Source organism: Tabrizicola sp. (assembly GCF_051645465.1).
In the GTDB taxonomy this organism is placed as follows: Bacteria; Pseudomonadota; Alphaproteobacteria; order Rhodobacterales; family Rhodobacteraceae; genus Tabrizicola.
In genome coordinates, this window is record NZ_JBOFBI010000237.1 from 21,145 (window position 1) to 47,097 (window position 25,953).

The following is a 25,953-nucleotide window of genomic DNA, read 5'->3' on the forward strand; positions in this document are numbered from 1 at the left end:
GCGCGGATTGCCCCACCCAGACCAAGCTGCAATAGTCCGGCTGACCCCCAAAAGGAGCCCTTCCCGCCATGCCTGCCGGACAGAGATTGTCACGTTTCCGGTTTGTGGCGGCATTCGCTTGCGTGACAGCGGTTGCGGGGCCTGTCGATGCGCTTGAGCGGCTGGATATCGCGGTTGCGGGGGGGTCGGAGGAGCTTACCGAAGCGGTGAATGCGGCGTCGGCGGTCAAGTCGCTGCAGGATCAGGGGACGACGGACGCCCAGGACATCCTGGCTGCCGCGCGGTCGGACTATGGGCGCATACTGGCTGCGCTTTACGCCAAGGGGCATTACTCGGCGGTCATCCAGATTCAGGTCGACGGGCGCGAGGCGGCGGATATTCCGGTGCTGGAGGCTCCGTCGGTGATCAGCGCGATCCGGATCGTGGTGGATCCCGGTGCTCCGTTCCGGTTCGGTCGCACCGAAATTCGGCCGCTTGCCACCGGCACCGAGCTTCCCGAAGGGTTCCGCAGCGGCGCGCCGGCTGAGAGCGGTGCGGTGTCGTCGGCTGTTGACACGGCCATTGTGGCCTGGCGCGAAGCGGGCCATGCGAAGGCCGAAACAGCGTCGGAAGAAGTGGTGGCCGATCACCGGGCGGCGGTTCTGGATGTCGATGTGGGGCTGAACCCTGGTCCGAAGCTGCGGTTCGGGCGGCTGGTGGTGGAGGGCGAAGAGCGCATGCGTGAGCGGCGCATCCAGAAGATCGCCGGGTTGCCGGAAGGGGAGACCTTCAGTGAAACCGAGCTGCGGCGGGCCGAGACGCGGCTGAGGCGGACCGGGATATTCTCGTCGGTGTCGATGGTCGAGGATGAGGCGATCACGGCGCCCGATCTTCTGGGCATCACGGCGCAGGTGGTTGAGCAGAAGCCGCGGCGCTATTCGTTGGGGATCGAGCTCGCCAGTATCGACGGGATCACGCTGTCGGGGGCGTGGCTGCACCGGAACCTCCTCGGCGGGGGTGAGCGGCTGGGGGTCAGCGCCGAGATTTCAAACATCGGCTCGGGGGAAAGTGGCGTCGACTATGGGCTGGAGGTGACGCTGGATCGCCCGGCCACTCTGACGCCGGATACGACCGCCGGGCTGATCCTTGGCTATGAGCATCTGGACGAAATCGACTATGCGTCGGACAGCCTGGAGGTCGGGCTGCAGTTCTCGCATGTCTTCACAGAGCGCCTGACGGCCCGTGTCGGGCTGACCTACAACTATCTTGAGGGTGAAGATCCGGGGGGTTCCTTCAAGTTTCGCAACCTCTCGCTGCCGTTCGGGGTGACCTGGGACAAGCGGGATATCGTGAACAACCCGACCAAGGGGTTCTACATCGACGCCACAGCCAAGCCCTTCCTGGGGTTCGGCACCACGGACTCGGGCCTTCGGGCGACTGTGGATGGCCGGGTGTATCAGAGCCTGGGCGAACCGGGGCGGTTTGTCGTGGCGGCACGGGCGCAGGCGGGGGCGGTCTTTGGCGCTGATCTCTTGGATACGCCGAGGGACGAGCTGTTCTTCTCGGGCGGCGGCGGGACGGTGCGGGGGCATCCGTACCGGTCGCTGGGTGTCCTGGTGACGCGAGATTCGGGCCCCGAGTTTCTGATTGGTGGTCGCTATTTCCTGGCCGGGTCGCTGGAACTGCGCGCGAAGGTCAGCGACCGGATCGGGGTTGTGGGGTTTGTCGACTGGGGCGCCGTCGGACTTGACGGGTTTGCCGGAGACAGCGCGGAATCGCATGCCGGGGCGGGGATTGGTGTGCGGTATGACACCGGGCTTGGGCCGATCCGTTTCGATGTCGCCACCCCGATCAGCGGAGAGACGGGCGACGGCGTGCAGTTCTACGTCGGCCTGGGGCAGTCGTTCTGATGCGGCGGGCGCTGGTCATAGCAGCCTGCCTTGCCGGTGGAGCGGCCTGGGCGCAGGAGGACGACCGCGACTATCTGACGGCGTTTCTGGAGGATACCCTGTCGGATGCGGGGCGGCAGGTCACTGTCACCGGGTTTGAGGGGGCGCTGTCTTCACAGGCAACAATCGAAAGCCTGACGATTGCCGATGATGAGGGGATCTGGATCACGCTGAACGGGGTGGTGCTGGACTGGAGCAGGTCGGCGCTGTTGTCGGGCGAGGTTGAGGTCAGCGAGCTATCGGCCGCCGAGATCATCCTGACGCGGATTCCGCAGACCGACCAGACCGCCGCGCCATCGCCCGAGGCTGCGGGGTTCAGCCTGCCGGAGCTTCCGGTCTCGATCAACATCGACCGGGTGGCTGCGGAGTCGATCGAGCTTGGTCCCGAGGTGCTGGGCGAGAAGATTACTGGCACGTTCGAGGCCTCGCTTTCTCTGGCGGATGGGGCGGGAGAGGCGCAGTTCAACCTGCTGAGGACGGGGGACGGCCCCCAGGGCAAGATCGCGCTTGAGGCGGCTTATGCCAACACGTCGCGCGAACTGGCCCTTTCGCTTGTGGCAGAGGAGGACGCGGGGGGGATCGTCGTTCGTCTTCTGGACATTCCGGGTGGACCTTCCGCTGCGCTGACGGTCGAGGGGCAGGGCCCGATTGACGATTTCGCTGCGCAGGTCCGGCTTGCCACGGATGACGAGGACCGGCTAGCGGGGACGGTTACCATCAGGAACGAGCCCGACGCGGGTTACCGCTTGCTGGCGGACGTTGCAGGAAACCTTGCACCGATCCTGGCGCCGGAGCAGGTCGACTTTTTCGGCACGGACGTTGGTTTGAAGCTTGATGCCGTTCGCTCTGATACCGGTGCCCTGCGGGTAGACCAGTTCGAAATCTCCGCCCGTTCGGTGAAGCTGAGCGGGACGGCCAGTCTGGCGGCCGATGGTCTGCCTGAGTCGGTTGACGTCACCGGTACACTGGCTTCGCCAGACGGTGCGCCGGTGTTGCTGCCGTTTGGCGAGGCGCAGACCTTGGTGGACCGGGCGGAGTTCCGTCTGCGCTCGGAGCAGGGCGATAGGGACAGCTGGTCGGGTGAGGTGACTGTCGACGGCCTGGCCCGCAGCGATGTGAGCATCGGGCTGTTGCGCCTGAAGGGGTCGGGGCGGATTGGGCGGACCGAGGCGGGGAACAGTTTTGGTGGGACGCTGAACCTGACGACCACCGGCCTCGCGCCCAAGGACCTGGCCTTGGCCGAAGCGCTTGGCAGCGAGATCGCAGCGTCGGTCCGGCTGCATTATGCCGAGGACGCCGGGGCGCTGCGGTTGTCGGACATCAAGCTGACGGGGGCGGGTCTTGCCGGGACCGGGGCGCTGAGGATCGAGGGGCTGGATGAGGCGTTTCTGACGAGCGGCAGGCTTTCGGTGGCGGCGGAGGACTTCTCGCGGTTTTCGCGGCTGGCGGGGCGGGCGCTTGGGGGGTCGGGCACGCTGGAAATCTCGGGGTCGGCCAGCCGGTTGTCGGGGTTCTTCGATACTGAGCTGACCTTCAGCGGGACCGGGCTGCGGCTGGATGTGGCCGAGGTTGATCGGCTTCTGTCGGGGCGTTCGACGGTCTTCGCATCCATTCGGCGGGATGAGAGCGGCACGTTGCTGCGATCCTTCGACGTCGCGGCGGGGGGTTTGTCGGCAAAGGCCTCGGGCAAGGTGGCGTCGACGGGGTCGGAGCTGTCCGGCACAGTCAATCTGGCTGACCTGTCGGCGCTTGGGCCGCAGTATTCCGGTTCGGTGGCGCTGGAGGGCAGCTTCAACGGAACCCCGGCGGATGGGCAGTTGAAGCTTGCGGGATCGGGGCGGTCGCTGGAGATCGGTAATGCAGAGGCGGATCGGCTGCTGGCAGGGGCAAGCGAGCTTGCTATCGATCTGGCGCTGAAGGACGGCAAAGTGCAGATCCGGGATGCGCGGCTTAGCAATCCGCAGCTGTCTGCCACAGTCAGCGGAGAGATTGCCGGTAGCGACCGGAACCTGGTCGTCGACGCGCGGCTGGCGAACCTTGGGCTGATCGTGCCCGATGTTACCGGACCACTGACCGTTTCGGGGACGGTGGTGCAGAATCCGGAGGCGTATGTCCTGGATATCTCTGGCCGGGGGCCGGGCCAGGTGAGCGCTTCGGTCGAGGGCCGCATTGCCAGCAGTTTCCGCTCGGCCAATCTGACGATCCGCGGTTCGGGGCAAGCGGGGCTGGCGAACCTGTTCGTCTCGCCTCGGTCGGTTTCCGGTCTGGTGGGGTATGACCTGCGGCTGGCAGGGGCGATTGCGCTGCGGTCGCTTTCCGGGCGGGTTACGCTTTCGGACGGGCGCATTTCCGACCCGGACTCGGGCCTTTCGCTGCAGGAGATCGAGGCGATCGGCCAGCTTTCGGCGGGCGAGCTTGGGCTGTCGGCGACCTCGACGCTGTCGTCTGGCGGCAGGTTGCGGGTGGATGGGCCGATCGCGCTGGCGGCGCCGAACAGGGCGGATCTGACGATTGCGCTAGATGGGGTGCGACTTTACGACCCCGAGCTTTACGAGACCCGGGTCAACGGAAACCTGTCGTTGGCGGGGCCGATTGCGGACGGCGCGCTGCTTGCGGGCACGCTGCGCCTTTCGGAGACCGAGGTCAGGGTGCCGTCATCGGGGTTCAGCTCGGCTGCGGACCTCTTGAACGTCCGCCATGTCGGGGAACCGTCGGACGTCCGGAACACGCGGCGCAAGGCCGGGCTTTTCGGCACAACGGGGGGGCAGTCGGGCGGGGGGAGTTCTGGCAGGCCGATTGCGCTGGACCTGACGATCGAGGCCCCAAGCAAGGTCTTCGTCCGTGGTCGTGGGATCGACGCCGAGCTTGGTGGCGAAGTTCGCCTGTCGGGGACCACTAACGATGTCATTCCCTCGGGCGCATTTCGTCTGATCCGGGGGCGGATGGATATCTTGGGCAAGCGGCTGGTTCTGTCACGGGCCGATCTGGTGCTGGAGGGCAGTCTGGTTCCCCAAATCGGCGTTTCGGCCAGCACCGAGAACGACGGCATTGTCAGCACGGTGACGGTGGAGGGGCCCGCGGATGACCCGGAGGTGAGCTTCTCGTCCTCGCCGGAGCTGCCGCAGGAAGAGGTTCTGGCGCAGCTCTTGTTCGGGCGCAGCCTTGAGACTATCTCGGCGTTCCAGGCGGCGCAGTTGGCCAATGCCGTCGCGGTTCTGGCCGGGCGTGGGGGTGAGGGGCTGATCGGAAAGCTGCGGAAGAACTTCGGTCTGGACGATCTGGACGTGGCCGTGGCTGACGATGGGACAGCTGCCCTGCGGGCGGGCAAGTACATATCCGAAAACGTCTATACCGAGATCGAGGTTGGTCAGGACGGCAAGAGCCGGATCAACCTGAACCTGGACCTGCGCGAGGGTGTGACGGTGAAGGGCAGACTGGAGGCCGATGGCGAGACCGGTATCGGCGTCTATCTGCAGCGGGATTACTGACCGGGCGAGCTCTGTCAGTCGCTAGCAAGGCGCGCGCCCAGGCTTACTCGTCGTCGTCGCCACACATGACGATGCACAGAAGAAGCGGCACCATGAGCCAGGGAACGACGCCCTTGCTTGAAGCGGACTCTTCTTCGACCACGGGCGGGGGCTCTTCAACCACGACAACGGGACCGCCGGCATTGGCGGGTGATGCAAGCGCCAAGGCGCAGAGCAAGATTGCTGGCAGCGGTTTCATGCCGGCTTCCCGTAACATTCCGGCCTTGATGATAGCACTTCGGCGGCAAAACTTACAGATTCTGGTCTTGCGCGCGCAAAAGTGGCCGGGTGTGAGCCGATTCAGCACCAGTTTCGACCGGACTCCGGCTTTCCAGTACCGTTTCGTGCCCTTACGACCGGAAAATCAGTCGATCACCCGCTGAAACTCGACGTAGCTGATCTGCCCGCTGACCCACTGCCGGGATTTCCGAATCGATGCGCCTTCGATCCAGTATTCGTTGGTGATCTGGGTGTTGCCTCGGGCGCAGACCTCGGAAACGTGGGTCACTTTGTGGCTGCGGCCAACGATTTCAATGGTCTCCCGGCCAACGACAGAGGTTGTGCAGTCGTAGGTCCGCCGGGTGCCACGGTCGTCATCGCCAAGGAAGAAGTAGACGCGCTGATGGGTGCCTCCGGCAGTCTTGAGTTGCGCGACCGACGGCACGTCGGCAGACATGAGATCGGCACCAAGACCGCGCGTCTGGATCAGCACCCCGTTTCGCAGAGAGAAGGTCACGCCATCCGAAGTGGCCCAGGTGACGACGTCGTCCTTGGCGTCGCTGATGGTCAGAAAACCGTCCTGGCCAAGGGGCTTGGACGTCACGCGAAGGATCGGCATCCCGAACTTCTCAAGATCGGCCCGCGTTGTCGGGGCTGGAGCTGCGGCGGTGCCGGACTTCTTGGGGTTCAGCTTGGCGACGCTGGCCTTCGCCATGCCTCCGACTGCCGCGACAACCGGGTTCGGTCCCGAGCCATCATTGCCGCAGGCAGCAAGAAGAGACAGCGCGACCAGCGCAGCGCACAGACGGACCGGAAAAGTCACCGCCAGACCCTTCCCCAATCGGGATCCAGGCCATCGGAATGATACTCGCGGATCGATTCGTAGAGGCGCCCATCAACTTCGACCCGCGCGCCGCCGTCGCCGCGGCCCGGCCGCAGCGTCATGCCAAACCCACGGCGGGTTTCGGTGCCGAGCGCCCAGTTGAAGGGGATGGTAAAGCGGACACCCTTGTCGAAGCCCGACTCGCCGAACTCGGACGCGCTGACATCGGTGACGGTGGCAAATGCGCCAACCCGCCAGCCGTTCGCGAAGACGCGGTCGAGCGAGATTGTCGCGCCGACATCGCCAGCCAGATACCGACCGACATCAAGCTGCCCGAGGTAGCCATTGCCGAAGTCGTAGTAGGCCGAGACATGGCCGGTGACGACGTCATAGTCGTATTCGTCGAAGCCAAGACCGCCGTCCGTGTCACGCTGCTTGGTGTAGTTAAGCTCGACCCCAAGCGCGAGCTGGCTGTCGACCGGCTTCCAGAGAACCTCACCCGAAATGCCGGCGTGCATCCGTTCCAGGTAGCCGACTGTGATGCGCGAGTAGACGTCGGGCGCCGGGCGGGCGTACCAGGCGAGCGTCAGCTTCTCCAGGCCGGGATCGCCGAATTCGGTATAGCGCGAGCCGTCTGAGCGGACGGGCTGCAGGGCTGATGTGGAGGGATCGGTGTCGCGGTCGACGTTGCTGGCGACCTCTTTGTAGACCGACCCTGCAAGCACAAAGCCAGGTGCAATGTCGTATGTGGCTGAAAGCCTAAGGCCGATATCGCCCTTCATCGGTTCCGAAAGCCGGACAGCCGGTTTCAGGCCCCAGCGGAACCTGGGATAGAGGTCTTCGTCGCCGATGGCATAGGCCGGGACAGGCCCGGCGTCCGTCACCGACACGCGTTCGTAGAGAAGCGTGGAATTGTCGGCGGCGTATTCCAGGCTTTCAAGGTCGCTGCGGCGAATGGTGATCTTCGAGGCGCCGATGCCATTGACGACCGGCACGATTTCAAAGACCTCGACCGAGGCTGGCATGACATGGCTCAGCGCGCGTGCCGTCCGGCCGATGGCCTGCGAGCCCGCGTCGATCCGGCTGTTCCGGATCCGGATCTGAACGGTCGTTGCCGTATAGGCCAGGTTCTCGATAGCAATCCCGTCAGCGGCCAGCCGCTTCGCCAGGTTCTTGCGCAGGATCGGCCCGGCGTCAGTCTGGGTCACCCAGCCGCCGTCGTAGGCGTCGGGGTCCTGGGATCGCGACGGGCGCGCCTTGACGGCTGCCGGGGCCGCCCCGGTCACACCGCCTGTCAGCCGGCTTTTCGGATCAAGGATGACGTGGAAGGCAAGGCCGACCTCTTTGCCGTAAAGCGAGTAGATGCCGAACCGCATGTTCGGGCCGCGCTGGTATTCAAGACCGAAGTTGAACGGGCTGTCGCGCTCGATCAGCCCGCGTTCGTCGTCTTCCAGCAGATAGTCATCCGACGAGTATTCAGCCTTCAGCGTCCAGTTGTCGTTGATCTTGTACTCGACGCCGGCGAAGGGAGCAGCCTCGCCTCGGAACCACTGGTCGGCATTGGGCACCCCAGTGGGGTCGACGGGCGGGCGGTCGCCGAACACATCACCGATCCCGCCGTAGCTGCCAAGCCGTCCCCAGCCGAGGCCAGCGGTCACCTTGACCCGGTCGCCGAACGTCTTGGTCGCGGCGATGTATTCGGACGAGAACAGCCCTTGTCCGGTGAAATCCTGCAGCCCGACAGTCAGCGCGGGCCTGTACTTGCCCTCTTTCAGGATCTGATAGCGAAGGTCGATGCTGCGGTCGCTTTCCTTGGTGTCGCCGGGGATGATGTTGTCCCAGTCGCGCCAGGTCTGGAAACGGAAGGATGCGGACAGCCGCTCACTGATCTGGAAGCTGAGCGTCGTGCGGGTGATCGGCCCGACAACGCCGACGCTGAACGAAAACGTGGCGTCTGGCTGGGCATCGCCCGAGGGCATGTCGATAAGGCCGGTCGCGCCGTTAAGGTTCAGCGACTTCGTCATCTCGGCCAACGCAGGAGCGCTGGAAAGCGCAGTGCTGATGGCGAGCGAAGCAAGCAAGCAACGAGGCGAAATCTGCATGATGACCGGGGCTGAGGATACCGCCCCAATCTATGCGAAGATAACGGCGAGAGGGCAAGACCTATCGGCCATCCGCGGCCGCAATCGCGCGGGGCTATGGCTTTTCGGACATCCCAGGAAGCACTGCCCGATGAGGTCAGGGCGTATCGTCTTCCAGCTTGACCCGCAGCTCACGCAGGACCGACACCAGCGCCCGCACCCGATCGGCGCCCATCGACTGCACGACTTCGGCAATCAGCGGCACTACGCTGGCCATCGCCGATTCGCGTGCCGAGCGACCGCTGGGGCTGATGGCCACGAACTTCCGCCGCGCATCCTCCCAGTCGGGGCGGATGTGGACATGCCCCGCCCATTCCAGCTTGGTCAGGGTGTTGGTCATCGCGCCACGGGTCACATGGAAGGACCGGGCCAGTTGCGCGGGCGTCCGTTCGTCGTTGATCCGCGCCAGGTGGTTCAGGACCGAGAAATGCGAGAGCTCCATGCCCTTCGGGAGGACCTTGGAAATCCGGTTCCGCGCCAGCTGGTCGGCCATGAAAAGCTCACCGAAGAGCGCGACCGCGATGTCTTCGGCCTTCTCGCTGCTCATGGCCCGTCAAAGCTCCGGTCATGGGACAGGGACGGTACGCGGTGACGCGCCTCGGCGACGCGTGATAGGTCGAGGTCGACAAGGGTCACCCCCGGCTCGGTTCCGCCATCGGCGAGGATTTCGCCCCACGGCGCGATGGCGAGCGAGTGGCCATATGTCCGACGGCCTTTGCCGTTCGCTTCCGGGTGAAAGCCGGTCTGGGCCGGGGCCAGGACGAAACAGCCAGTTTCGATTGCGCGGGCGCGGAGAAGCGCCTCCCAATGCGCGGCGCCAGTGATGTGGTTGAAAGCGGCTGGGACAGTCAGGATTTGTGCCCCGGCTTGCGCCAGCCGACGGTAGAGCGTGGGGAAGCGAAGGTCGTAACAGACGGTCATGCCGATCTTGGCGAAGGGCGTCTCGGCCAGCACTGCGTGCTTTCCGGGCCGGTAGCCTTCGCTTTCGCGGTAGACTTCGGTCGCCGAGACATTCACGTCGAACATGTGGATCTTGTCATAGCGCGCGGCGATGCTGCCATCCGGGGCGACAAGGAAGCTGCGGTTGGCGAACCGTCCGTCGGCATCGTCCGTCAAAAGGCCAAGCGAGCCGATGAGAAGCCAGATGCTGGCCGCCTTCGCCTCGGCCCGCAGCGTTGCCAGCGTCTCGTCCGCCTGCTCGCTACGGAAAACGTTGCGCTGATGCTGACGGCTGGAGGATAAGCCGTTGGTCAGTTCGGGCGTCAGGACGAAGCCCGCACCCTGGGCCACGGCCTGGCGCACCAGCGAGGCCGTCGCCGGCAGGTTGGCCACCGGATCATCCGTCACCGTCAGCTGGACCAGCGCTGCCCGCATCAGTCGGCCAGAAGCGGGTCAAGCTTGCCCGCGTGGTCGAGCGCGTGGAGGTCATCGGACCCGCCGACATGAACCTCGCCGATGAAGATCTGCGGCACAGTCCGGCGGCCTCCTGCCCGTTGGGTCATCGCCATGCGCAAGGCAGGGTCGCGGCTGACGTCGATCTCGGAGTATGTCACCCCCTTCCGCTGCAGAAGGCGTTTGGCCGCGACGCAATAGGGGCAGATCGGGGTGGTATAGATTTCGACGGAACGCATGGCGGAAACCTCATTGGCGCCATGACTATAGGGGCTCAGCCGTCTTTCGCAACGCGCGCCAGAGCCAGAACCGAAACCGACCGCGCTCCAGCAGCAAGAAGCGCGTCGGTTGCCGCCGCAAAGGTCGCGCCCGAGGTCATGACGTCGTCAACCAGAAGGATGTCGCGATCCCGCACCCGTTTCTCCCGCCCTTTCGGCACAGTGAATGCCCCAACGAGGTTGGCGAAGCGGGCGTCCCGCGTCTTGCCCTCCTGGCTACCGGTCGAGCGCCGCCGGATCAGCGCGTCCGGGCAATGCTCCAGCGCCGCCGCCTTGGCGATGGCACGCGACAGCAGCACCGCCTGGTTGAAGCGCCGTCGGAACAGGCGGACCCAGTGGAGCGGCACGGGGACGACCAGCATTCCAGGCTGCAGGATCGGCTGCGCCGCTTTCAGCATCCAGCCGGAGGCCGGTCGCGCAAGGTCCATCCGGTCGCCGTGTTTCAGGGCAAGGACCAGCCGCCGCCCGTTCTCGTGGTACATCAGCGCAGCACGCGCGCGATCCCAGGGCCGCGCGATGGTCATGCAGTCATCGCAAAGCGCCCGCTCGCCGGTATCTGCGCCCGGCAAAGGTACGCCGCACTGGTCGCAGACGAGGCCGGAGATGAAGGGCGTCTCACGCCAGCAGTCGGCACAAAGCCCGAAGTCGGTCTGCACCAGGGCCGAGCAGGAAATGCACTGCGGCGGGTAAAGAAGCTGCAGCGCGCCTTGCAATCCCATCTGACCCTCCTAATGTCCCGCCGATGACGCAACCCCCCGCCCTGACCGACCGCGAGGCCCTTGCCCGCCACCGCCGCCGCGCGAGGCGTTTGCCGGGCCACGACGCGGCGATGTTCGTCCACCGGCTGGCCCGTGACGACATTCAGGAAAGACTGATTGAGGTTAACAGAACCTTTACGAGCCCTGCTGTCGTCACTGGATTTCCCGAAATCTGGGAGGATCTGCGCCCAGGGGCCGTGATGGTTCCGGATGATGAGGTGCTGGCCCTTGAGGTGGGGGCGCACGACCTGGTGATCCATGCAATGGGCCTGCATTGGGCCAATGACCCGATTGGGCAGTTGGTTCAGTGCCGTCGGGCGTTGCGGCCGGACGGGCTCTTCATCGCTGTTCTTCCCGGCGGACGCAGCCTGAATGAGCTCCGCGCCAGCCTTGCCGAGGCCGAGGCCCGCGTAACCGGCGGCCTTTCGCCGCGGGTTCTGCCGATGGGCGAAATCCGCGATCTGGGTGCCTTGATGCAACGGGCGGGCTTTGCGCTGCCGGTTGCCGATAGTCTGGTGCAGACGGTTGAGTACCGGGACTTCGCGGCGCTTATGGCCGATCTGCGCGCCTCGGGCGAGACCAATGCGCTTGCCGCCCGCCTCCGCCACTTCACCAGACGGTCGGTTCTGGCCGAGGCCGCGGCGCTTTACGCTTCCAGTTTTGCCACCGGTGATGGCCGATTGCCCGCTACGGTGGAGCTTGTTTTCCTCACCGGCTGGGCCCCGGACGAAAGCCAGCAGCAGCCCTTGCGTCCCGGCTCGGCCAAGCAACGGCTTGCCGATGCCCTTGGTGTGGCGGAGGAGCCCTTGCCCAAAGACAGTTGACCCCGCCGACCCAACCTTTATCTCCGCACCCTGAGAACATGGGAAAGACCGAGATGCTGGATCCCCGGACCGGAGCTGCGACGGAGGCCGACGACACCCCCGGTCGGGGCCGCCTTGCCCATGCGCCAGCGGACCACCCACCGGTCCGGAAACCGCGCATCGGTGTGCTTCTGGCGAACCTCGGGACGCCCGATGCCTATGACTACTGGTCGATGCGGCGGTATCTGAACGAATTCCTGTCGGACAAGCGGGTGGTCGACTACCCGAGCTGGAAGTGGCAGCCGCTTTTGCAGCTGATCATCCTGACGAAGCGGCCCTTCACTTCAGGCGCGAACTACAAGCTGATCTGGAACGAGGCGCTGAACGAAAGCCCGCTTCTGACCATCACCAAGGCACAGACCGCAGCTATCGCGGCGCGAATCGCGGAGCGGCACGGGGCCGAGGTCATGGTCGACTTCTGCATGCGCTATGGTAATCCGTCGACCGACACCAAGGTTCGGGCCATGGTCGCGGCGGGGTGTGAGAAGGTGCTCTTCTTTCCGCTCTACCCGCACTATGCCGGGGCGACCTCGGCCACTGCGAATGACCAGTTCTTCCGCGCCATGATGAAGGAAAAGCGGCAACCCGCGGTGCGGACGGTGCCCGAGTACTTCAGCCACCCGCTCTACATCGACGCGCTGGCGCAGTCGGTGACGTCGGCCTACGCAGCGCTGGATCAGAAGCCCGACGTGCTGGTCGCGAGCTACCACGGCATGCCGCAGCGCTACCTGCGCGAGGGCGACCCCTACCACTGCCACTGCGCGAAGACGACGCGGCTGTTGCGGGAGCGGTTGGGGTGGGAGAAGGCGGCGATCGACACGACGTTCCAGTCGGTCTTCGGGCGCGAGGAGTGGCTGAAGCCCTATACGGTCGAGCATGTGGCCGAGCTGGCGAAGCAGGGCAAGAAGCGGATCGCTGTCATTGCCCCGGCGTTCTCGGCGGACTGCATCGAGACGCTGGAAGAGATCAACGGGGAGATCCGGGAGGCCTTCGAGCACGCGGGGGGCGAGAGCTTTACCTACATCCCCTGCCTGAACGACGATGCGGCCCATATCCAGGCGCTGGTGTCGATCATCGAAGAGAACCTTTCGGGCTGGCTTCCCCGCCCGGTGTGAGACGTGGGCACGGTGCGCAGAGAGTCTGAGCCAACGATTACAATGGGTTGCCTGGGGGGCATTTACGTGGGCTTAAGACTTTGAGGCCTGCGCAAACGAGAAGTGGAAGGCTGGGTTTGCAAGTCGCGTTTGTCCGCTTTGCGGAACAATGCGGTCATGAGCTTCTCTGCATTGCAACGGACTGAAGTCCAGTTTCGGCGGAGAGCTGTCGCTAGCTGACCGCGCAAGCTGTGGCGAAAGAAGTAGCTGCCTTGCCCACGACAAGCTGCTGACAACGCTTGAAACCGCAGGCACGCTTGAGGCCGCCGCGATTTGACAAGAGGTCCTTCGTCGGGAATAATCCGCGCAGGTCGAGCAGGCGACCAACAGTCCGCGTAAAGGGTTGAACCCGCCTCACACACCAGGTGCTTTGCATCTTCTTTCTTGCCCGAGCCGCGGACACCGGGCGCATGAGAAAGAAGGTATCTGATGGCGAACAAACTTCCCGCTCAACCCAATCTCGACTGGCTCAAAAAGACAGCCAAGGATCGTCTTGCCGAGATACGATCGCACGATCCGGCTGCGCGGCTGCACCATGCCCAGTCCGAAATAGCCAAAAACTACGGCTTCAAGAATTGGCCTGCGCTCAAGGCTTACGTCGACAGCATCAGTGTTGAAGGTCAGATTGTCGGCGCAGCTGTGCGAGGGGATACGTCCGCCTTGGCGCGGCTGCTAAGCGAGCATCCAACCAAGGTCAAATCGATCGTTGGCGGTCAATGGAACCGCCCATTGTTGCACTTGGCGTCCGAAGGCGGACATCTTGACTGCATCAGGCTGCTTCTCGCCCGCGGCGCGGAGGTGCATCAGCGTGATCGGCTGGACCGCGCGACCGCATTGCACTGGGCGGCAACGGAAGGTCATGTCGAGGCCGTGAAGCTTTTGGCGGAAGCCGGCGGCGACATCAACGCGGACGATGAGCATGAGCTCGGGGTAATCGGATGGGCGACCTGTTTTCGCACGGTTCATCGTGACGTCGCAGAGTTGCTGTTGAAGCGCGGCGCCAAGCCAACCATTTTTTCAAGTATCGCACTTGGGCGCGGCGACCTCTTGCGCTCGCTTGTTGGAGGTGATCCTCGGCTGCTTACAACACGGATGAGCCGGTTCGAGCATCGGCGGACGCCTCTGCACTTTGCTGTCTGGAAAAACAAACCGGAAATGGTGGAGCTGTTGCTTCAGTTGGGTGCCAACCATGCCAACAAGGATGATCGAGGCAACACACCACTCAACGACGCCTCTGCGAGAACCGACAAGCGAATCGTCGACCTGTTGGTCGCGGCCGGTGCTAACCCGAAAGAGCAAGGCCTCAACCGGTTTGAGGGGGTAACCCCGATCCTGAGCGTGAAGAGCGTGCCGACATCGATCGCTTACTACGTCGAGAAGCTGGGATTTATCAAAGAGTGGGATTGGGGCTCACCGCCGACGTTTGGCTGTGTCCAGCGTGATCAAGTTCGAATCTTCTTTTGTGAGGGCGCTCAGGGCGCTGCGGGCACCTGGCTTTCGATATTCGTGCATGACGTCGACGACCTCTATGGAGACTACCAGCGACGCGGCGCAATCGTCCGTCAGCCGCCAACCAACTTTCCTTGGGGTGTGCGCGAAATGAACGTTGAAGACCCGGACGGGCATCGGCTGCGCATCGGCAGTGACGTAACAGGTCCGGCTGACGGCACCTTGCTCGACGAAGCGTCATGAGGCGAACCGCTTAGCGCATAGTCAATATCAGAACGACCTACGAACTTCTGTTTTGGCAATGCAGAACAGAAGTTCGTTTGCGCACCGGGTGTCGACGAAGCCAGGACCGCTTCGGGCTCTACGCGGACAAATGCGGTGTGCGGGCGTTGCCAAAAACAAAGGACCGCAGCGCCATATCGGCGCTGCGGTCCCCTTTTCGTCCAGCTTTGCAGCCCGTCAGATCAGCAGCACCTGCGTTCCGACAACGGCGTATTCGAACAGCTCTTCGATGTGTTCGTTGTAAAGACCGATGCAGCCGTTCGACGAGCGGCGGCCGATCTTGCGGGTGTCGTGGGTGCCGTGGATACGATAGTAGGTCCAGCCCAGATACAGGGCGCGCGTGCCGAGCGGGTTGTCCGGCGCACCGCCTTCGACCAGATCGGGCCAGTCCGGATTACGTTCCTTCATCGAGGCGGTCGGGCGCCACGGGGGGTTGACCACTTTCTGCACCACCTCGGTGTTGCCACGGCGGGTGAGGTCTTCCGACAGCGGAACCGACGTCGGGAAAAGGCGATATGTCGACTGATCCTCGGACCAGTAGTGCAGCGCCCGCGAGGTGATGTCGACCAGGATCGCACCATTGCGGGTGCTTTCGAAATAGTCCTGCCACTGCAGGATGCGGAAGCTTGAGCTGTTGTTGCGCACCGAGGCAGACGCCGGCTGCGTAAACTCGGTGGTGCCGTCCTGCGCAAATGCGGGCAGAGCTGCCAGACCAGCGGCGCCTGCAAACCCACCCAGAACTGCGCGACGGTTGACTGTACCGTTCGCCATGGCTGTCACTCCTGATAGACCTTATTTGCGGGGCGTATAGACACTTTCCCGCAGAGTCGCAATTCAAACGCTCGTCAGCTTCCGCCGATAGGCATAACCGTGTTTGAACCTCTCGCAAGCTTCCGCTAAGGAGATGCCGAACAGCCGCGACAGTCGGTGTAGATTTGGTGGACCTGATGGATAGACGCGTTCTCCTGCTGCAGGGTTTCGGCCTTTTGCTGGCAGGTTGTGCTACGACGAGCCAGCCGACTGTAGGTGCTGATGGCAAACCCCTGCCCCAGGTCTATCGGATCAATCCATCGGACGAGCAGGCAGTGTCGTTCCGTTTTCTCGACGCCGCGAACACGCTGCGTTCGGCGAAGTCGCTGCCGCAGCTGTCGTTTGACGCCAATCTGAACGCGGCGGCTGCCACGCATTCGCGCGACATGTCGGTGCAGAACCGGCCGTGGCACTTCGGGTCTGACGGGTCGTCGCCCCTAGTCCGGGCCCAGCGCAGCGGCTTTAACGGCCGGCTTCTGGGCGAGCTCATTTCCGAGACCTACGAGACCGAGCTTGAGACGCTGTCCTCGTGGATGGCCAAGCCGGAGACCCGTGGGGTCATCATGGACCCGCTGGCCAGCCGTGTCGGCTTTGCCTGGTTCCAGGAGCCCAGTGGGAAGCTTTGGTGGACGATGATGACCGGCGCGTGATCGCCGAAGCTTGATCGGGGGCCTTCGGGCCCCTTTTTCATGGGAAGATGTAGATCGGCGTTCCCGGCTTTACCATCGAGTAGATCTGTTCGATCTCGCGGTCGGTCACAGCGACGCAGCCCAGGGTCCAGTCGCGGCGCGAGACCTTTTCGTTCGGGGCGCCGTGGATGAAGATATCGCCGCCGGGGGCCTTTTCGTTCTTTTCGGCGAAGGCGATGTCGGCCTCATTCGGGTAGGAAATCCGGAGCGAGAGGTGATAGTTCGAGTCCGGGTTCTTGTGGCTGATGTAGTACATGCCCTCGGGCGTCTTGCCGTCGCCTTCGAACTGCTTGTGGCCGGTCGGCGCAAAGCCAAGTCCGATGTCGTAGGACTTCAGCACCCTGTCGTTGTGGATGAGGTACATCTTCCGGTCGGTCTTGTGGACCTGGATCTGCGTCACCTCGGGGCCGTAGTACTTGCGGAATTTCGAGCCGCAGCCCGAAAGGCTGAGTGCCACCACAAGGATGACGATCAATCGAAGAATCCGCATGCCCGCTTCCGCCTGTATTTTTTCCGAAGTTTTACAGGAAATTGCCTGCGCTGCCTAGTATGGCGTCAGCCGGGCGGCTTCACGGCTTTGTCATGAAAAAGCGGGCGACGAGTTCGACATGGGTGGACCAGCGGAACTGGTCGACGACCTGGACCCAGTCGAGCTGGTATCCGGCGGCGACAAGCACGCGGGCGTCGCGGGCGAAGGTGACCGGGTTGCAGGACACGGCGGCGATCACGGGGATGGCGGAGCGGGCGAGCCGGTCGGTCTGGGCTTCGGCGCCGGCGCGGGGCGGGTCGATGATCGCTCCGGTGAAGGTTTTCAGCTCGTCGGGTTCAAGCGGGCGGCGGAAGAGGTCTCGCGCTTCGGTGGTGACGCGGTGGAGGTTTGGGGTGTTCCGGGCGGCGAGTTCGAGGGCCAGGGTCATGGGCTTGTCGCCTTCGACGGCGTGGACTTCCGTGTCGGTGGCAAGCGGCAGGGTGAAGGTGCCGATGCCGGAGAAGAGGTCGACGATGCGCTTTTGCGGGCCGAGGGCGGCGCGGACGCCTGCCAGAAGGGCGGCTTCGCCTTGGGTGGTGGCTTGCAGGAAGGCTCCTGCCGGGGGGACGACGGTGGCGGGGCCGATGGTGAGGGCGGGACGGTCGCGGAGGGCGACGGTTTCGCCGTCCCAGGTCAGGCGGGCGAAGGCGTGGGTTTCGACGAGGCGGGCGAGGTCCATGCGGAGGGCGGCATCGAGGGGCTTGCCGCCGGTGACGACGACATCGGGTCCGCCGCGGGTGAGCGTGATCTGGAGCGAGAGTTCCTGCGAGCGGGAGCCGCCGGTCTGGACCAACGCCTCAAGGCCTGGGAATGCGGCGATGAGGGCCGGGTCGAGTAAAAGGCAGTCGGGCACCGGGGTGATCGTGTCGGAACCTTTGGCGTGGAAGCCGAGGAGGACGCCGCCCTTGGTGCGCCGGGCCGAAAGGGTGGCGCGGCGGCGGGATTTCGCGGGCGAGGTCACAAGGGGTCGGAACTGGGCGGTGAGACCCTGCGCGGCGAGGGCGGTGCGGACGACGTCTTCTTTCCACTGGGCGACGAAGGGATCGGCGGCGTGCTGAAGCTGGCAGCCGCCGCAGGCTCGGGCATGGCGGCAGGGGGGTTTCACGCGGCTGGTCGAAGGGGTGACGATCTTCGGGTCGCTCAGGCGGTCGCCGGTCAGGGTGCCTTCGACCTCTTCGCCGGGAAGGGTGCCGAGGACGAAGATGGCCCCCTCCGGGGTTTGCGCCACTCCGTCACCCAGGTGGCCAAGGCGGTCGATGGTCAGCTTCACTCTGCCGCTTCCGCTTCGTCGTCGGTGCCGATGAAGCCGCCGGACTGGCGGTTCCAGTAGCGGGCGTAGAGGCCGTTCTTGGCGAGGAGCTCGGCATGGCTGCCGATCTCGACGATGCGGCCGACGTCCATGACGATGATCCGGTCCATGGCGGCGATGGTCGAGAGCCGGTGGGCGATAGCGACGACGGTCTTGCCTTGCATCACGCGGGAGAGGGCGTCCTGGATGTTGGCCTCAACCTCGCTGTCGAGGGCGGAGGTGGCCTCATCAAGGACAAGGATCGGGGCGTCTTTCAGGAACGCGCGGGCAAGGGCGATGCGCTGGCGCTGGCCGCCGGAGAGCTTGACGCCACGCTCGCCCAGGAAGGCGTCATAGCCTTTGCGGCTCTGGTGGTCGATCATGCCTGCGATGAACTCGTCCGCCTCGGCGGCGCGGGCGGCGGCGATGATTTCGGCTTCGCTGGCCTCGGGCCGACCATAGGCGATGTTGTCGCGCGCCGAGCGGTTGAACATGGCGGTTTCCTGCGTGACCATGCCGATCTGGCGGCGGAGGGATTCCTGCGTGACCGCGCGGAGGTCGTGGCCGTCGATGGTGATCCGGCCTTGTTCGGGGTCGTAGAGGCGGAGGAGGAGGGAGACGAAAGTCGACTTGCCCGCCCCCGATGCGCCGACGATGGCCAGCTTTTCGCCAGCTTTGATGGTGAGGTCGATCCCCTGCAGCCCGCCGCGCTGGCGACCGTAAGCGAAGGTCACGTTGTCGAAGCGGACCTCGCCCTTGACGCGCGGCAGGGCTTCGGCGTCGGGCGCGTCGGTCAGCGTGTGGGGGGCAGAGAGGGTGCGCATGCCGTCTTCGACTTCGCCTACGGAGGTGTAGATCGACATGAGCGTGAAGCTGACCCAGCCCGACATCTGCGCGATGCGCATGGCGATGGCCCCTGCGGCGGCGATGGCGCCTTCGCTGGCCGTCCCCTGCTGCCAGAGGATCAGGGTGCCGCCGATGAGGAGGACGGGCAAGATGCCCGCCAGTGTCATGAGGGCGAGGCGGAACCAGGTGGAGATCACGCCGAACTCAAGGCTGCGCTCGCGGAAGACATCCATGGATTTGAGGGCGACCTGATCCTCGAAATCGGCATGGGCGAAGAGCTTGACCGTCTTGATGTTGGTGATCGTGTCGACGACCTGCCCCGTGACCATGGCGCGGGCCGAGGCGCGGGCGGCAGAGTTCACCTTCACCTTGGGCAGGAAGTAGCGGATCATGAAGATGTAGGCGACAAGCCAGACCGCCAGGGCGGCGGCGATGCGCCAGTCGACCGACAGGAGGTAGATGACAGAGCCGATCACGGAAGCCAGTGCGAAGGCGCCGGTATTGATGGCTTCGGTCACGACATCGGTGACGGCGCGGGCGGCCTGCATCTGTTTCTGCGCAATGCGCCCGGCGAAATCGTTGTCAAAAAAGGTCACGGACTGGCCCAGCGTCCAGCGGTGGAGGCGGCTGAGGACGAGGGGCAGGACGTTCGGACCGATGACGACGGCGTTCGAGGCTGAGGCGAGCCCGAAGGCCAGCGGGCGGACGATCAGGTAGAAACCGAGGACAGCGAGAAGCGGCCAGAGGTAGGTCGTGAAGAACGCCTGCGGGCCGTTGGCGATGGCGGCGTCGATCACCCAGCCCATGATCATCGCCGAGGCGACCTCGGTCACCCCCGCAAGCGCCGAGAAGAGGGCGGCGAGCCAGAGCATTGGCCACGACCCCTCCAGGCACCAGCGCATGAAGGCGCCCAGCCGTTGCGGCGGGGGGCCGTCGGCGTGGCGGAAGGCATCAATGAGGGAGCCGAGGCTTTGGAGGGCGCTCATGACCAAGGACTTAGGCCGGTGTGGCGACAGTTTCCAGCGCCAAAATGGCGTGCAGGGATTTGTGGGCGAAGAAGGGCGGATTGGATCAGGTCTGGGGCGACTGCACCTTGGTCAGAACGGCGATAAGCTATGGATCGGGCATGACGGTCTTGTGATCTTTATTATCCGTTGTCAACGGATATTGTCGACACCAGATACAATGGCATACCACGGGCCCCCGCCCGGCGCCACCGCTGCACAGAGGAGAATGCCGATGCCTGTCCGTACTGTTTCCATCGCGGTTCTGAGCTTGTCCCTTGCCCTGCCCGCCAAGGCAGATGCGCCGCCGGACTTCGCCCGACTGGCCGCTGAGCCTCCGTCACCGGCGTCGGCCCCCGAGTCGCTTGCGGCGCAGGGTGCGATGCTGTCCGTACCGGCGGGCAACTGGACCATCGGGCGCGATGATGCGCGGCGTGATCAACGGCCAGCGCATACGGTCGCATTGGAGACGTTCGGTATCGACCGGACTGAAGTGACGAATGCGGCGTTTGCGGAGTATCTGAATGCGCTTGGTCTTCAGGTCGCCGGCGACTTTGCGGCGGGCGAAGCCGGATCAGCCGGTCTTGCGCCGGAGGTGCTGGCGCTGCTGGCCGAGGGTGCGGAGGGAAGCGGCGGCTACCCGATCATCGCGCTGGACGACGCCCAGGCGCGGATCGGAGTGACGGGTGGGCGGTTCGTCGTGACCCCGGGGTATGAGGATCATCCGGTGACGGAAACCACCTGGGCCGGAGGGCGGGCCTATTGCCTCTGGCGCGGGGCGCGGTTGCCAACCGAGGCGGAGTGGGAGGCTGCAGCTCGGGGGGCGGACGATCGGCCCTATCCATGGGGCGATGCCGCGCCTGACGCGGCGCGCGCCTTTGTCAGCAACCGCACGGGTGAGACGGCAGAGGTGGGTGGCCGCCCGGATGGCGCGGGTCCGTTCGGGGCGCTGGACATGGCGGGCAGCCTGGCGGAATGGACCAGTTCGCTGAAGCAGCGCTATCCGTATGACCCTGCAGATGGACGCGAGGACCCCGCGCTGCCCGGCGAACGGGTCACGCGCGGGGGCGACTATATGTATGACAGCGACCCCGAGACGCTGACCGTCAGCCACCGCAACGGGTTCTCCAACGCGCCCGAACGGGGGCACCGGCATATCGGCTTTCGTTGTGCGGCGTGAGGCGGCGGATTACTCCGCCGCTTCTTCGTCCAGCCCGATGAACCCGCCCGATTGGCGCGCCCAGAACCGGGCATAAAGCCCGCCCTTGCGCAAAAGCTCGGCATGGGTGCCGTCTTCCATGATCTGGCCGTCTTCGAGGACGACGATCCGGTCCATGGCGGCGATGGTGGACAGCCGGTGCGCGATGGCGATCACCGTCTTGCCTGCCATCACGCCGTAAAGCGCCTGCTGGATCGCGGCTTCCGCCTCGCTGTCAAGCGCGGAGGTCGCTTCGTCCAGGATCAGGATCGGCGCGTCCTTCAGGATCACCCGTGCAAGGGCCACCCGCTGGCGCTGGCCTCCGGAAAGCTTGACGCCCCGTTCGCCGACGTGCGCCTCATAGCCCTTGCGGCCTTGCGGGTCTTCCAGCGTCAGGATGAAGTCATGCGCTTCGGCCTTCTTCGCGGCGGCGATCATCTCGGCCTCGGTCGCATCCGTGCGGCCGTAGAGGATGTTGTCGCGCACCGAGCGGTGGAGGAGGCTGGAGTCCTGCTGCACCATGCCGATCTGGCGACGCAGGCTTTCCTGCGTGACGTCGCCGATGTTCTGGCCGTCGATCAGGATCTGGCCCGACTCGGTGTCGTAGAATCGCAGGATCAGCTTGACGAGCGTGGATTTGCCAGCGCCGGACCGGCCTACGATACCGATCTTTTCCCCGGGCCGGATTGTCAGGTCGACATCCTTCAAGCCCCCGAAGCCGCGGCCGTAGTGGTGGCTGACATCCTTCAGTTCCAGGAGACCCTGCCGGAAGTCCAAGGCCTTTGCACCTGACTTGTCGACGAGTGTGATCGGCTGGGCAATCGTCTCCATCCCTTCGGCCAGCGTGCCGAGGTTCTGGACGAGGCTCGTCGAGGCCCACATGATCCAGTAGGTCATGGAGTGGATGCGCAAGACCAGCGCGACGGCGGCTGCAACCACACCGATGGTGGCAGAGCCCTGGACCCAGAAATAGAGCGCCAGGCCGCCGACCCCAAGGATCATCAGCCCGTTGAGGAAGGTCAGCGCCATGTCCATCTTGGTGACAATGCGCATTTCGGTCTGGAAGGTCTTGCGCGACTTCTCGATCGCTTCCTTGGCGTAGTTCAGCTCGCTGTCCTGATGGGCGAAGAGCTTGACCGAGTGGATGTTGGTGTAGCTGTCCACCACCCGGCCCGTCACGGTGGAGCGGGCTTCGCTTGAGGCGGTCGAGGCGGGACCGGCGCGGCGGATCGTCCAGCGCATCAGCGCCAGATAGCCGATGAGCCAGGCCAGAAGCGGCAGCATCAGGCGGGGGTCGGCCTCGGCCAGCATGAGAAGCGCGCCGATGAAGGTCGCGGCAGCGAAGGCGGCCATGTCGAAGACCTGGAACACTGCCTCACCCGCCGCCGGGGGGGCCTGCATGATGCGGTTGGCGATTCGCCCGGCAAAGTCGCTTTCAAACCAGCCGACGGGCTGGCGCAGGACGTGCCGGTGTGACCGCCAGCGCATCATGGTGCCGAAGTTCGTGAGGATCGTGTTGTGCAGAAGGCCCACCGAGCCGCCTGCGACCAGGGGCCGGAGGACGAGGATCACGATCGCGACGATGACGATTTCCAGCCAGTGCGCGGCGAGGAAGTCTGCCGGGGCCTGCCCGGACATCAGGTCGACCAGACGGCCCAGATACCAGATCATCCCCACATCGAGGACGGCGTTCCCGACCGAGAAGAGCGCGGTCCAAGCGAAGACGCCCCGGAAGGGCTGGACATACTCTTTCAGGAAGGGCCACAGCCGGGTGGGCGGGGCGTCCTGTTCAACATAGGGTTGATAGGGATCAACGAGATTTTCGAAGAAGCGAAACATGGAGGAAACCCGAAGAAAGGTGTGGCGATGGGGTGAAGCGGTGCCTGCAAGCGACCGCCACGACGGGATCGGTCAACTCAGGCGAGTCTAAACGAAATCCCGTGGTCCATGCCGCGCCTCCATCTTGGGGTCGGCTTTCCATAGCGCAACCGGAGCGGGTTGTCACTCCCCCTTCGAGGTCAGGATTTCAGAAGCTCGTCCCGGCTGAGGATGAGCCCGCTTTGCAGCCATTTCGTCTGGAGCGCCTTCATTTTTGCGCCCAGTGCTTCGCCTTCCAGCGCGGGCATGAGGTCGGCGGCGGTGATCGGAAACTGCGCCTTGGCGCCGCGGGTGACTTCTGTCTCCCAGCCTTCGGGAAGCGGCTGTTCCATGATGGCCGCCCGCGCGAGGATGGCGTCGGTGCCGCGATCTTTGCCCAGGGTCCAGCCCAGCGCGGCTGGGGTGTCGGTGCCGCCGATGGCCTGGCGGAGGGCGGTCAGGTCCCGGCTTTCGGAGCGGGAGAGGCGCAGCGCATCGTCAAGACCCTCGCCGCCCAGAACGGCAAGGCGCCGGAGCCAGTGCGGGGGGCGGGCGTTCTCTAGATGAACCAGCGGGGCGAGTGCCTTTGGGTCAGCACCGGGCAGCGCCTTCGCAAGGACCCCGGCTTGGGTCATTGCTGCGACAGCAGGCGCTGGGTCGGGCGCGGCAAGCAGTTTTCGGATCTCGGCGCCGATCCTTTCGTGGGAAATCGTTTCCAGCCCTGCGGAAAGTGCGGCGCAAGCGGCAAGGCCTTCGGGATCGAGGCCACCTTCGGGATCGCCGTAGCAGGCGTGGAAGCGGAAGAAGCGGAGGATGCGCAGGTAATCCTCGCGGATGCGGGTTTCGGCGTCACCGACAAAGCGGACACGGCGGGCCAATGTATCGGCGAGGCCGCCGAGGGGGTCGATCACGGTGCCCTCGGCATCGGCATAAAGGGCGTTCATCGTCAGGTCGCGCCGGTGGGCGTCTTCCTCGATTCGGGTCGAGAAGGCAACGACGGCCCGGCGACCATCGGTTTCGACATCGCGGCGGAAGGTGGTGACCTCGTGCGGTATGCCTTCGACGACGACAGTGACCGTGCCATGGTCGATGCCTGTCGGGATGACCTTGAATCCGGCGGTTTCGGCAATGTTAGTGACGTTTTCCGGGGTCGCGTCAGTGGCAAGGTCGACGTCGCCGACCGGCTCGTCCAAAAGCGCGTTGCGGACACAGCCTCCAACGAAGAGCGCGCGGAAACCGGCGTCTGTGAGCGCTGCACAGAGCTTTTGCGTTCCGGGATGCGAGAGCCAGTCGCCGGTCACCTTCATTCGCCGACCCTTTCGGCCAGGCCCCGCAGGATGCGCGCGGTGGCGCCCCAGATGTAGTAGGGGCCGTAGGGGATGGCGTAGTATTGCCGCATGACCCCCATCCAGCGCCGCCGTTCGATGGAGAAGCGGGCGGGGGTGAGGGTGTGGGAGAGGGGAACGGTGAAGACCTCTTCGACCTCGCCAGCCTCGGGCACGGGGTCGAAGGGACCGCGGAGGAGGCCGACGAAGGGGGTGACCGCGAAGCCGGTTACCGTTTCGTGGACTGGAAGGGTACCGATGATCTCGACCCTAGCGGGATCAAGCCCGATCTCTTCGCGCGCCTCGCGGAGGGCGGCGGCTTCGGGGCTGGCGTCGGTCAGGTCGACCTTGCCGCCGGGAAAGGCGATCTGGCCGGGGTGGTGCTTCAGGTGCGAGGCGCGCTTGGTCAGGACAAGCGCCGCCCCTTCGGAGCGGAGCCAGATGGCCACCAGTACGGCTGCCGCGCGCAACGGTTTGCCGGATGCAGGCCGCATCCCGGGGTTCAGGTCGAAGTCCGAGGACGAGCCGGCTGGCCGGTCGAGCGCGCGCCTGAGCTTCGCCTCGACCGGATCGGTCATGGTGTAGCGGTGCCTTGCTCGGGCGTACCCTCGAAGCCCAGCGTCTTCGGGTCCATCTCGTAATGGGCGCCGCAGAACTGGCAGTCGGCGGTGACCACGCCTGCTTCTGTCGTCATCTTGGCGATGTCTTTCTGGCTGTAGATCGACATCGTGCTGCGCACTTTGTCTTCCGAGCAGGAGCAGCCGAAGCGCACCGGTTGGGCGTCGAAGACGCGGGGGCCCTCTTCGTGGAAAAGCCGCACCAGCAGTTCGGTCGGGGCGACCGAGGGGCCGATCATCTCAAGCTCTTCGACCGTGTCGAGGAGGAGATTTGCGCGGTTCCAGTTGTCCGACTCGGCGCCGCCCAGGATGTCGGCGTGGGTCAGAAGCCCGCCCTCACCGCTGCCGCCTTCGGCTGCAACGCCACCCTCGACCGGCATGTGCTGCAGCATGATGCCGCCCGCGCGCCAGTGGAGCGGTCGACCAGGCTCGGCGCTTTCGCCGTAGGCCAGGGCGAAGCGAGTGGGGATCTGTTCGGACTGGGCGAAGTATGTCTCGGCGCAGTCGGAAAGCGACCGCCCAGCAATGGGCGTGAAACCCTGGTAGGGCAGCATGCCTTCGCCCTGATCGAGCATGACTGCGAAGTAGCCCTCGCCGATCTGGCTGAACGGGTCGGCCTGCAGATCAAGCCGATCGGGGTCGTAGCTGGCGTAGGCGCGGATGCGCGCGGGCTGTCCGTCATCGGTCGGGCCGTAGTAGTCGGTCGCGATCAGCCGGGCCGCGCCCTTGCCGCGCACCTGGAGCGAGAGCTTCCACCGGAGCTTGATGGTCTGGCCGATCAGCGCGGTCAGAAGGGCGGTTTCCGCCACCAGCGCCTCGATGACGGAAGGGTAGGCGTGCTGCTTCAACACCTGGTCGAGGACACCGTCCAGCCGCGCGACGCGGCCGCGGATGCCCGAGGCATCAAGCTGGAATGGCAGGACGGTATCGTCCCAGGCGATTTGCGAACCGGTGGTCATGGGGGTTTCCTGAATCT

Annotated in this window: 22 protein-coding genes; 8 read left to right on the top strand and 14 right to left on the bottom strand. The window is 64.9% G+C overall.

Annotation, left to right across the window (positions count from 1 at the left end):
* Nucleotides 1-86 precede the first annotated feature (86 nt).
* From ACRCSW_RS15415 to ACRCSW_RS15425, 3 genes are all read left to right on the top strand, one after another.
* Nucleotides 87-1,889, top strand: coding sequence for an autotransporter assembly complex protein TamA (locus ACRCSW_RS15415; RefSeq protein WP_438706492.1), 1,803 nt, complete (start codon nucleotides 87-89; stop codon nucleotides 1,887-1,889).
* Nucleotides 1,889-5,416 (top strand): translocation/assembly module TamB domain-containing protein, encoded by a 3,528-nt coding sequence (locus tag ACRCSW_RS15420; RefSeq protein ID WP_438706494.1) that lies wholly within the window; start codon nucleotides 1,889-1,891, stop codon nucleotides 5,414-5,416. Before ACRCSW_RS15415 ends, ACRCSW_RS15420 begins: the two co-directional genes overlap by 1 nt.
* Nucleotides 5,417-5,508: 92 nt before the next feature.
* Nucleotides 5,509-5,838, top strand: a complete 330-nt coding sequence (locus ACRCSW_RS15425) for a hypothetical protein (RefSeq protein ID WP_438706496.1) — start codon at nucleotides 5,509-5,511, stop codon at nucleotides 5,836-5,838.
* On the opposite strand, the gene ACRCSW_RS15430 is transcribed toward ACRCSW_RS15425, so the two are convergent.
* The 6 genes from ACRCSW_RS15430 to ACRCSW_RS15455 form a co-directional block, all read right to left on the bottom strand.
* A complete protein-coding gene (locus ACRCSW_RS15430; protein WP_438706498.1) occupies nucleotides 5,820-6,497 on the bottom strand; it encodes a YjbF family lipoprotein in 678 nt (225 codons plus the stop codon). The genes ACRCSW_RS15425 and ACRCSW_RS15430 overlap by 19 nt on opposite strands.
* The gene (locus ACRCSW_RS15435) at nucleotides 6,494-8,578 is read right to left on the bottom strand and encodes a YjbH domain-containing protein (RefSeq protein WP_438706499.1); all 2,085 of its coding nucleotides are present in this window, start codon (nucleotides 8,576-8,578) and stop codon (nucleotides 6,494-6,496) included. Before ACRCSW_RS15435 ends, ACRCSW_RS15430 begins: the two co-directional genes overlap by 4 nt.
* A gap of 157 nt (nucleotides 8,579-8,735) precedes the next feature.
* The gene (locus ACRCSW_RS15440) at nucleotides 8,736-9,185 is read right to left on the bottom strand and encodes a MarR family winged helix-turn-helix transcriptional regulator (protein ID WP_438706501.1); all 450 of its coding nucleotides are present in this window, start codon (nucleotides 9,183-9,185) and stop codon (nucleotides 8,736-8,738) included.
* Entirely contained in the window at nucleotides 9,182-10,012 is an 831-nt protein-coding gene (locus ACRCSW_RS15445; RefSeq protein ID WP_438706503.1) for a carbon-nitrogen hydrolase family protein, read from the bottom strand. Before ACRCSW_RS15445 ends, ACRCSW_RS15440 begins: the two co-directional genes overlap by 4 nt.
* A complete protein-coding gene (gene grxC / locus ACRCSW_RS15450; RefSeq protein ID WP_438706504.1) occupies nucleotides 10,012-10,269 on the bottom strand; it encodes a glutaredoxin 3 in 258 nt (85 codons plus the stop codon). Before grxC ends, ACRCSW_RS15445 begins: the two co-directional genes overlap by 1 nt.
* Nucleotides 10,270-10,304: 35 nt before the next feature.
* Nucleotides 10,305-11,027, bottom strand: a complete 723-nt coding sequence (locus tag ACRCSW_RS15455; protein WP_438706506.1) for a double zinc ribbon domain-containing protein — start codon at nucleotides 11,025-11,027, stop codon at nucleotides 10,305-10,307.
* Between the two features lie 23 nt (nucleotides 11,028-11,050).
* On the opposite strand from ACRCSW_RS15455, the gene ACRCSW_RS15460 reads away from it, so the two are divergent.
* From ACRCSW_RS15460 to ACRCSW_RS15470, 3 genes are all read left to right on the top strand, one after another.
* On the top strand, nucleotides 11,051-11,890 hold the full coding sequence (locus tag ACRCSW_RS15460) for an SAM-dependent methyltransferase (protein WP_438706507.1): 840 nt from the start codon (nucleotides 11,051-11,053) through the stop codon (nucleotides 11,888-11,890).
* 53 nt (nucleotides 11,891-11,943) lie between these two features.
* The gene (hemH, locus tag ACRCSW_RS15465) at nucleotides 11,944-13,044 is read left to right on the top strand and encodes a ferrochelatase (protein WP_438706509.1); all 1,101 of its coding nucleotides are present in this window, start codon (nucleotides 11,944-11,946) and stop codon (nucleotides 13,042-13,044) included.
* A 468-nt stretch (nucleotides 13,045-13,512) separates the two neighbouring features.
* Entirely contained in the window at nucleotides 13,513-14,775 is a 1,263-nt protein-coding gene (locus ACRCSW_RS15470; RefSeq protein ID WP_438706510.1) for an ankyrin repeat domain-containing protein, read from the top strand.
* A 216-nt stretch (nucleotides 14,776-14,991) separates the two neighbouring features.
* Here the strand turns inward: ACRCSW_RS15470 and ACRCSW_RS15475 are convergent, their stop codons facing one another.
* Complete coding sequence (locus ACRCSW_RS15475) at nucleotides 14,992-15,585, bottom strand: L,D-transpeptidase (protein WP_438706512.1); 594 nt, start codon at nucleotides 15,583-15,585, stop codon at nucleotides 14,992-14,994.
* Between the two features lie 176 nt (nucleotides 15,586-15,761).
* On the opposite strand from ACRCSW_RS15475, the gene ACRCSW_RS15480 reads away from it, so the two are divergent.
* On the top strand, nucleotides 15,762-16,274 hold the full coding sequence (locus ACRCSW_RS15480; RefSeq protein ID WP_438706514.1) for a CAP domain-containing protein: 513 nt from the start codon (nucleotides 15,762-15,764) through the stop codon (nucleotides 16,272-16,274).
* Between the two features lie 37 nt (nucleotides 16,275-16,311).
* Here the strand turns inward: ACRCSW_RS15480 and ACRCSW_RS15485 are convergent, their stop codons facing one another.
* The 3 genes from ACRCSW_RS15485 to ACRCSW_RS15495 form a co-directional block, all read right to left on the bottom strand.
* On the bottom strand, nucleotides 16,312-16,803 hold the full coding sequence (locus ACRCSW_RS15485; protein WP_438706516.1) for a L,D-transpeptidase family protein: 492 nt from the start codon (nucleotides 16,801-16,803) through the stop codon (nucleotides 16,312-16,314).
* A 79-nt stretch (nucleotides 16,804-16,882) separates the two neighbouring features.
* On the bottom strand, nucleotides 16,883-18,112 hold the full coding sequence (locus ACRCSW_RS15490) for a class I SAM-dependent RNA methyltransferase (protein WP_438706518.1): 1,230 nt from the start codon (nucleotides 18,110-18,112) through the stop codon (nucleotides 16,883-16,885).
* Nucleotides 18,109-19,962 (bottom strand): ABC transporter ATP-binding protein, encoded by a 1,854-nt coding sequence (locus ACRCSW_RS15495; protein ID WP_438706520.1) that lies wholly within the window; start codon nucleotides 19,960-19,962, stop codon nucleotides 18,109-18,111. Before ACRCSW_RS15495 ends, ACRCSW_RS15490 begins: the two co-directional genes overlap by 4 nt.
* Before the next feature lie 253 nt (nucleotides 19,963-20,215).
* Between ACRCSW_RS15495 and ACRCSW_RS15500 the strand changes: the two genes are divergently transcribed.
* On the top strand, nucleotides 20,216-21,160 hold the full coding sequence (locus tag ACRCSW_RS15500) for a formylglycine-generating enzyme family protein (RefSeq protein WP_438706522.1): 945 nt from the start codon (nucleotides 20,216-20,218) through the stop codon (nucleotides 21,158-21,160).
* Between the two features lie 9 nt (nucleotides 21,161-21,169).
* Here the strand turns inward: ACRCSW_RS15500 and ACRCSW_RS15505 are convergent, their stop codons facing one another.
* The 4 genes from ACRCSW_RS15505 to ACRCSW_RS15520 form a co-directional block, all read right to left on the bottom strand.
* Nucleotides 21,170-23,017: an ABC transporter ATP-binding protein gene (locus ACRCSW_RS15505; protein WP_438706524.1), complete on the bottom strand. Its 1,848-nt coding sequence runs from the start codon at nucleotides 23,015-23,017 to the stop codon at nucleotides 21,170-21,172.
* Nucleotides 23,018-23,196: 179 nt separating this feature from the next.
* A complete protein-coding gene (locus tag ACRCSW_RS15510) occupies nucleotides 23,197-24,342 on the bottom strand; it encodes a CCA tRNA nucleotidyltransferase (RefSeq protein ID WP_438706526.1) in 1,146 nt (381 codons plus the stop codon).
* Nucleotides 24,339-24,938, bottom strand: coding sequence for a CoA pyrophosphatase (locus tag ACRCSW_RS15515; RefSeq protein WP_438706528.1), 600 nt, complete (start codon nucleotides 24,936-24,938; stop codon nucleotides 24,339-24,341). The genes ACRCSW_RS15510 and ACRCSW_RS15515 overlap by 4 nt, the downstream gene beginning before the upstream one ends.
* On the bottom strand, nucleotides 24,935-25,936 hold the full coding sequence (locus tag ACRCSW_RS15520; RefSeq protein WP_438706530.1) for an Hsp33 family molecular chaperone HslO: 1,002 nt from the start codon (nucleotides 25,934-25,936) through the stop codon (nucleotides 24,935-24,937). Before ACRCSW_RS15520 ends, ACRCSW_RS15515 begins: the two co-directional genes overlap by 4 nt.
* Between the last annotated feature and the right edge of the window lie 17 nt (nucleotides 25,937-25,953).